The 852-nt window shown below is 58.3% G+C and carries 2 protein-coding genes; both read right to left on the reverse strand.

The window, feature by feature from the left end:
- On the reverse strand, positions 1-427 hold a 427-nt coding region (locus GH984_RS10750), incomplete at its 3' end, for an integrase core domain-containing protein (RefSeq protein ID WP_153720224.1).
- Positions 428-658: 231 nt separating this feature from the next.
- On the reverse strand, positions 659-796 hold the full coding sequence (locus GH984_RS10845) for a hypothetical protein (RefSeq protein WP_216643671.1): 138 nt from the start codon (positions 794-796) through the stop codon (positions 659-661).
- Between the last annotated feature and the right edge of the window lie 56 nt (positions 797-852).

Consider the following 852-nt stretch of genomic DNA (forward strand, 5'->3'; position numbering starts at 1 on the left):
CTAATGCTGGGTGTGCACTGGGTGCCGCATAGCCCAGAGACTGATGCGGCCGTTCGTTATTGTAAAACCGGATCCATTGCCCGACCACATGGCGTGCATGCGCGAGCGATTCGAACCGGTGCTGCCAGATGCATTCCTCTTTTAGGGATCGGAAGAAGCGCTCCATTAGCCTGTTCTGCTCCGGCGTGTAGGGCGTGATGAACTCCTGGGTCAGTCCATACGCTCTGACAGTGTTGCTGTAGTGTTTCGAGGAGAACACCAAGCCATTATCCGATCTCAGCACCAGCGGCCGCTCAATGCGCTGCAGGTGCCCCAGGCGGCTGATTAACGCTTCCTCAATCGCGGCCTCCGCAGTTGCGGTGGCACCGCTGCTGGATAAGCGCCAGCCAAGGATCTCTCGGGTACAGCAGTCGATCACGGCAGCCAATGCGCCGCGCCGGTCCCGACCGCACCAGACATGACAGATATCCGTTGCCCAGCGATCTCACGAGTTCTCCTCGTCGTCGAGCAGGCGCCGATATTTTTTAGCGCGTATATTCTGCAGGTGCGCATCCCCGAGTGCCTCTCGGGTCTCCTGCAGCTCCTTTTCGTATTGCTCGCGCACATCTCGGGGTCGGGTGCGAAAGCCGTTCTCCCTGCTCCGCTCGGCTTCCTCAACTCAACGCTCCACCTCAGCCACGGTGAGATCATGCTGCCGGGCCACCGCAACCGGTGTGGTCTTGCCTTTAAAGATATCAATAATCAACGCTGACTTGCGCTTGGCGGTCCAGCGTTTGACGGGTACTTCGCCGTTCATAATGCCCTCCTGTCATCTGCACTTTAACCTGTGCAGTTTTGGAGGGGGTCACTTCA

This window comes from Spiribacter salilacus, from assembly GCF_009649225.1.
GTDB classification, from domain to species: domain Bacteria; phylum Pseudomonadota; class Gammaproteobacteria; order Nitrococcales; family Nitrococcaceae; genus Spiribacter; species Spiribacter salilacus.